General features: G+C 45.2%; 4 protein-coding genes. 3 read left to right on the forward strand and 1 reads right to left on the reverse strand.

Translation table 11 applies throughout. From position 1 onward, the window contains the following. Positions 1 to 12 precede the first annotated feature (12 nt). From smc to ftsY, 3 genes are read left to right on the forward strand one after another with little or no spacing between them, the layout of a single operon-like run. A complete protein-coding gene (gene smc, locus A5882_RS06255) occupies positions 13 to 3,591 on the forward strand; it encodes a chromosome segregation protein SMC (protein WP_086298996.1) in 3,579 nt (1,192 codons plus the stop codon). A gap of 12 nt (positions 3,592 to 3,603) precedes the next feature. Continuing rightward, positions 3,604 to 4,422, forward strand: a complete 819-nt coding sequence (locus A5882_RS06260; RefSeq protein WP_016619609.1) for a Cof-type HAD-IIB family hydrolase — start codon at positions 3,604 to 3,606, stop codon at positions 4,420 to 4,422. Position 4,423: 1 nt separating this feature from the next. After that, complete coding sequence (gene ftsY, locus A5882_RS06265) at positions 4,424 to 5,716, forward strand: signal recognition particle-docking protein FtsY (protein WP_086372538.1); 1,293 nt, start codon at positions 4,424 to 4,426, stop codon at positions 5,714 to 5,716. Positions 5,717 to 5,998: 282 nt separating this feature from the next. Here ftsY and A5882_RS06270 read toward each other — a convergent pair whose 3' ends face one another. Then, complete coding sequence (locus A5882_RS06270) at positions 5,999 to 6,367, reverse strand: BlaI/MecI/CopY family transcriptional regulator (RefSeq protein ID WP_005227140.1); 369 nt, start codon at positions 6,365 to 6,367, stop codon at positions 5,999 to 6,001. Between the last annotated feature and the right edge of the window lie 72 nt (positions 6,368 to 6,439).

Below are 6,439 nucleotides of genomic sequence, written 5' to 3' on the forward strand. Positions count from 1 at the left end.
AGGACTGGCGGAGTGTATTTAAAACGAATAGAGATTGCCGGCTTTAAATCCTTTGCCGACCGCACAGTCATTGATTTCGAACATCGTGTGACTGCAGTCGTCGGACCAAATGGCAGCGGCAAGAGCAATATTACCGAAGCGATTCGTTGGGTTTTAGGAGAACAATCTGCCAAAAATCTACGTGGTGGCAAAATGCCTGATGTTATTTTTGCAGGTTCTGACACCCGCAGAGCGCTAAATATAGCGGAAGTGACGATCGTTTTAGACAATAGCGATCATTACTTACCGATGGATTACAGTGAGATCAGCGTGACTCGCCGCTTGAGAAGAACCGGCGAAAGCGACTTTTTCTTAAATAAACAAGCTTGCCGCTTAAAGGACATCCAAGAGTTATTCATGGATTCTGGGTTGGGGAAAGAATCATTTTCGATCATTTCCCAAGGCAAGGTAGAAGCAATTTTCAGCAGCAAACCAGAAGACCGTCGTGGGATTTTTGAAGAAGCGGCGGGGGTATTGAAGTACAAACAGCGGAAAAAGAAAGCCGAGCAAAAGTTGTTTGAAACGGAAGACAATTTAAGCCGTCTACAAGATATCATTTATGAACTAGAAGATCAGTTGGTGCCTTTGGCAGCCCAAAGTGACGCAGCCAATCGCTTTTTAGCGTTAAAAGAAAAATTGACGACGGTTGATGTGGCCTATGCGGTCTTAGAGATCACGAAAGCAAAAGAAGCGTGGGAGACAGCCAAAGCTCAACTGAGTACCTTTAACCAAGAACTGGCGCAGATTTCCGAAAAGATCAATCAAGGGGAACTGTCGCTACATTCTTTGCGACAACAACGTACCGCCTTTGATGAAACGTTGGAGCGTTTGAATCAGCAGCTTTTAGAGGTTACCGAAGGACTGAAGCAAGCTGAAGGACAAAAAGAAGTCTTGGATGAACGATCAAAACATACGCAAAAAAGCTCCGCGGAATACCAAGAAACCTTAGAGGAAGTCACGGAACGGGTCACACTTTTAAATGAAGAAAAAGCAGAACTGATTGGCTTGCTTTCACAAAAGAATCGTAGTGTGCAGGAAGTTGAAGCAGCGATGCTGGCGTGTCAGCAAGAGCAGGAAAAGTACCAACGTTCAGCAAAAGAAATCATTGAAGAATTGCGTAGCCAATATGTCGAAGCCATGCAAGAGCAGGCAACGATCGGAAACGAATTGAAATACTTGGAGCGTCAATACCAGCAAGAAGCCGCGAAAAATCAAACGGCGTTAAGCAAGCAGACGCAAATGAATACGTCGTTGAAAGAAAAGACGACGGAAGCGCAAATCGTGGAAGAGCAGCTAACGCAGGCTAAGGTGATTTTAGAAGAACAACGCAAGCAATACATCCATCTTCAAGAAAAAGCTCAGACCAACAAAAAACGCTTTGATGAAGAACAAAAGAAAATGTATCAGTTAATGAGTCAAGTGCAGCAGGTACGAGCGAAACAGCGCAGTCTGCAAGACATTCAAGAAAATTATAGCGGCTTCTATCAAGGCGTTCGCTTGATTTTGAAAAACAAACAGCAAATCAGCGGCATCGTTGGCGCAGTAGCGGAGTTGATCGATGTGCCACAAGACTATACCGTGGCGATCGAGACCGCACTAGGCGCCGCTGCACAGCATGTCGTCGTTGAAAATGAACGAGATGCACGGTCAGCCATCACGTATTTGAAAGAAAATCGCGGCGGTCGTGCCACTTTCTTACCGTTGACGACCATCAAAGCCCGTCATTTGCCAGATTATGCCCGCAATCAAGCCAAGCAAGTGTCTGGCTTTATCGGTGTTGCCAGCGAATTGGTACAGTCGTCTGAACACGTTCAAACCATTACGGATAACTTGTTAGGTAGTATCTTGATTGCCGAAGACTTGCAAAGTGCCAATGCGTTAGCACGGGCATTGAACTATAGCTATCGGGTCGTTTCCTTAGAAGGGGATGTCATGAATGCTGGCGGTTCCATGACGGGTGGCGCAACGAAGAAAAATGCCGGTAGTTTGTTTAGCCAAAGCAATGAGCTGCAACAATTGACGGCACAAGCGGCGCAACTGGATGAGCGGCTTTTAAAAACGGAAAAGCAAGTCCAGCATTTTGAAGCAGCGACCAAAGAAGCACAAGCAGCACTAGAAGAATTGCGGACGCAAGGGGAACAGGCTCGCATGACGGAGCATGAGCTGCAAAGCCGCTTACAAAATCTTGAGAATGACCTGAGCCGCTTGAAGCAAGAGCAGCAAGTGTTTGATTTTGAACATCGCGAAGTGCAAGCCTTCTTTGAAGAATATGATGAGAAGAAGACGAGTTTGGAAGAACAGCAAAAGAATATTGCGGCGCAATTGGCGAAAATCGATCAAGATATTCATCAAATGAATGCCGAAGAAGACTTGATCGAGGAAAAACGCCAAACCTTAGCACAAGAAAGTGCGCGCTTGCAGGCAGCTTTCGCCGTTCAAAAAGAACAAGTGGCGCATTTGCAGCAAAAAATTGCCGCTACGAATCAAGCATTGGAAGAAAACGAAGCGCGTCAGCACTCCTTAGAACGGCAGTTAGCTGCCTTGACAAGTAACGTCAGCGATCATGAGTTCTCAGAAGAAAACATTCTTCAGCGAATTGAAGCATTCACAAAAACCAAGCAGCAGGTAACAGCGGAATTGACGGTGATTCGTGAACAACGGCAAGTGGTTCAACAAGAAATCGGCGCATTAGACGAAGCCCTGAGTGCTGAAAACTTAACGCAAAAAGAAAAGCTGTCAGAAAAAACTGAAGTTGAGATCGAAAAAAATCGCGCAGAATTGGTGATGGACAATCGCTTGTTGTATTTACAAGAAGAATACAATCTTACCTTTGAAAAGGCAGCGCAAGATTTTTCTGAAATCGAGGATGCAGATCAAGCCAAAGTCGACATTCAGGAACTAAAACAAGCGATCGAACAAATTGGTCCAGTCAATTTAAATGCGATCGAACAATATGAGCAAGTCAATCAACGGCATTTGTTCTTGACGAGTCAGCGAGACGATCTGCTGTCGGCTAAAGCACAGCTGTTTGATACGATGTCTGAAATGGATGAAGAAGTCAAAACCCGTTTCGGCGAAGTCTTCGATGCGATTCGTCTGCAATTCAAACAAGTATTTCCTAATATGTTTGGCGGCGGTCATGCGGAATTAGTCTTAACAGATCCGAAAGATTTATTGAACACTGGGATTGAGATCGAAGCCCAACCACCGGGCAAGAAATTGCAAAACCTCAGCTTGCTATCAGGGGGCGAACGGGCACTGACTGCGATTGCGTTATTGTTTTCCATTATTCAAGTTCGTCCAGTACCGTTTTGTGTGCTTGACGAAGTGGAAGCAGCATTGGATGAAGCCAATGTCTCTCGTTTCGGTCATTACTTGAGTGCTTTCCAAAATGATACACAGTTTATCGTCGTAACTCACCGTAAAGGAACGATGGAGGCAGCAGATGTGTTGTATGGTGTGACCATGCAAGAATCTGGAGTGTCGAAGACCGTGTCCGTGCGCTTAGAAGAAGTGCGTGAAGGCGGTAGTTTTGCAGCAGATCAAGCATAGAGGAGGAATGGTATGATTAAACTGATTGCGATCGATTTAGACGGAACGTTATTGAATGACAAAAAAGAAGTGACTCCTCGCAACAAAGAGGTACTTGCTCGTGCCAAAGCACAAGGCGTAAAAATCGTCATTTGTACGGGACGTCCATTACGGGCGATCCGTCCCTATTTAGAAGAATTATCGCTGAAAGAACCCGGCGACTATAGCATCACCTTTAACGGCGGTTTGGTTCAAAAAAATGAGACTGGCGAGATCATTGAAAAAGCAGCGATGCAGCTGGCAGATATCCATGAATTGGTTTCAGTGGCGGAAGACTTAAATTTGCCTCTAGACGTGGTATCAGAAGAGATCGTCTTGAGTTTGCCGACTTCAGCAGCGCATCCATCGATTTATGGCTCCTTGAATCCTTTATTGGATTGTCGTCCTTTTGCCGTAGCTGATCTGGATGAATCGATGCTCTATAATAAAGCGGTGATCGCCTACCATCAGGAAGTTTTGGATCCTAAGATCCCTGAGATTTCCTCAGAGATCCGCGAGAAATATGAAATCATCAAAAGCCGGAATAACCTGTTGGAATTTATGCCTAAAGGAATCACCAAAGCCTATGGTATCAGCCTATTGGCGCAAGATTTAGGGATCAAGCAAGAAGAAGTGATGGCGATCGGTGATGAAGAAAATGACTTGCCGATGATTCGCTATGCAGGGATTGGCGTAGCGATGGCCAATGCCGTGCCAATCATTAAAGAAGCGGCTGACGTTGTCACCCTTTCAAACCAAGAAGACGGTGTGGCAGCAGTGATTGAAGAATATGTCTTAAAAGGAGGTGCGTAAGATGGGATTTTTTGACAAAATCAAAAAAGCGCTGATTGGAGAAACCAAAGAAGCAGAGCAAGAAATCGACAAACCGATAGTCGATGCTGACTCACCAGAGGCACAGCGTTCAGAAGAAAGCCAGCCAGCACAAACTCCTGCTGAACAAGGCGCTTCAGAACCAGTGGCACCTGCAGAAGCCGCCGACTCCAGTGATTTGGAGGCAGAGCAAGAAACTGCGGAAGTGTCCCCGCAGCAAGAAGCAACGACAGCGAATAAAGGAGAAGAAGCACCAAGTATTCCAGAAGAAGTGGCTAAGGATACACCATCAGAGGAAGTACCAGCTTCTGAACCAATCCTTCAAGCAGCGCCAGAGACGGAAAGTGTGCAGGACAAATACACCAAAGGATTGACGAAATCACGGAAAACCTTTGGGCAACGGATGAACGAATTGTTTGCCAACTTCCGTACGGTGGACGAAGACTTCTTCGAAGAAGTGGAAGAAACGCTGATCGGCGCAGACGTCGGCTTTGATGCGGCGATGAAGATCGCGGATTCATTGAGACAAGAAGTCAAATTGCGTAATGTGAAGAAAACGGCAGATGTCCAAAATGTCATCATCGAAAAATTGGTTGACCTATATGGGGAAGCGGGTGTCGGTGAAGTCAACGAGTTGAACATGCAACCGGGGTTGACCGTCATTTTATTTGTTGGCGTGAACGGTGTTGGAAAAACCACCAGCATCGGGAAATTAGCCCATCAATTCAAAGCCGAAGGCAAGAAAGTCTTATTGGCTGCAGCGGATACTTTCCGTGCCGGTGCCATCGATCAATTAGTGGTCTGGGGTGAACGGGCTGGGGTTGAAGTCGTTCGTGGCAATGCAGGAGGCGATCCAGCAGCGGTTGTGTTTGATGCGATGGAGCGCGCAAAACGAGAAAATGCTGACGTTTTATTAGTAGATACCGCTGGTCGTTTGCAAAACAAAGTCAATTTGATGAACGAATTAGAAAAAATCAAACGGATCATTCAGCGAGTGGACCCAACGGCCCCTCATGAAGTCTTGCTCGTGTTGGATGCAACAACGGGGCAAAATGCCATGAATCAAGCAAAACAGTTTAAAGAGACGACGGATGTTTCTGGCCTCGTCTTAACCAAACTTGATGGCACAGCTAAAGGAGGGATCGTCTTGGCGATCCGTAACGAGCTGCGGCTGCCAGTCAAATTAGTGGGACTTGGAGAAGGCATCAACGATTTAGAACCATTTGATCCAAATGAATTTGTCGTCGGCTTATTCAAAGGCTTGATCAAAGAATAAAAAAAGAAGAGCCCTGTGTCAGGTCAAATACCTGCACATGGCTCTCCTTTATTGTTGCTTTTGTGAGATCAAAGGGAAGAGAAAACGGGTCGTCGTCTCTTTCCATGAGCTTGACTTGTGACGGAAAGCTGAGAACACTTGGCGTGGCAAATGTGGGTACAGCGATGCACGACTTTGCCAAAAATCAGGAAAAGCAGTTTGAACGATTCGTTTTCTTCTGCGCTGTCTAAAAACTTTGGGAAGTATCAGGCAGAATACAACGAGTTGAACGAGGGGGAAAGATTATTTCTTAAGTTCCCCTTGGCGCTCAGTGATCATTTTTTCCAAGTTGTTCAACGTATCGATATCTTTATTGGTTTCGATAAAGTTCGTAATCAAATTCAATAAAGATTGATCAGACAATTCTGCTGCTAAGAAGTCTTCTTGGGTCACATTCGGAGAATACAACCGAGTCAAAACAGTACCGCTGTAGCCGATATCTGCTACTTTCAATAAGTCGTGGTTTTTTAGTTTACGTACGACTGCTTGAATGGTATTCTTGCTTAGATCTTGCTGTTGGACAGCAATGTCATTTGCAGAAAGAGGTTTGTCTGAATTCCAGAAGATATTCATGATTTGACGTTCGCGTTTGGTAAGATTAAGTGGCTTCATTCACTATTCTTCCTTTCAAAAAAGAGTAATATGGACATAATAATTTACTGTTCTATAAGCAGTATACTTTAT

Origin of the sequence: Enterococcus sp. 4E1_DIV0656 (assembly GCF_002140695.1) — a bacterium.
GTDB lineage: Bacteria > Bacillota > Bacilli > Lactobacillales > Enterococcaceae > Enterococcus_D > Enterococcus_D entomosocium.